This is a genomic window from Maribacter polysiphoniae (genome assembly GCF_003148665.1).
Classification (GTDB): Bacteria; Bacteroidota; Bacteroidia; order Flavobacteriales; family Flavobacteriaceae; genus Maribacter_A; species Maribacter_A polysiphoniae.
Window position 1 is genome coordinate 1 of record NZ_QGGQ01000008.1, and the last position, 770, is coordinate 770.

The window sequence follows — 770 nt, forward strand, 5'->3', positions numbered from 1 at the left end:
CAAGTGCGATCGCTGCGAACGATACCGATATTGCTACAAATGCTTCGGGAATCACGACCAATGCCAGTGAAATCGCTGATAATGATACGGAGATTGCTGCCAACGCCGCTGCCATTACCGCACACGATGCTGCCGATGGGGATTTAAGTGCTACGAACGAATTCAACACGGGTATTTCCTTTAATGGGACCAACCTGACCGTGACCGACCTTGGGGGTGACCAGTCCGTCAACATCAGCAGCCTTGCTTATGATGATACCGCATTGCAAGCTGAAGTGGACCAGAATACGGCCGATATCGCTACCAATGTAACGAACATCAATTCCAACGATACGGACATCGCAAACAATACTTCTGCTATTTCAACAAATGCTTCTGGAATCACGACAAATGCAAGTGAAATTGCTGCCAACGATACCGACATCGCGAACAATACAACGGCGATAACCAACAATGCCAGTGAAATCGCTGATAATGATACGGAGATTGCTGCCAACGCCGCTGCCATTACCGCACACAATACGGCCGATGGGGATTTAAGTGCCACAAACGAATTCAACACGGGTATTTCCTTTAATGGGACCAACCTGACCGTGACCGACCTTGGGGGTGACCAATCTGTTAACATCAGCAGCCTTGCTTATGATGACACTGCATTGCAAGCTGAAGTGGACCAGAATACGTCCGATATCGCTACCAATGTAACGAACATCAATTCCAACGATACGGACATCGCCAACAATACGTCTGCGATAACCAACAACGCCAGT

At 48.3% G+C, this 770-nt stretch carries 1 pseudogene; it reads left to right on the forward strand.

Going from position 1 to position 770, the window contains the following annotated elements:
• Positions 1–770 (forward strand): annotated as a pseudogene (locus LX92_RS22475) (hypothetical protein); the annotation flags it as partial.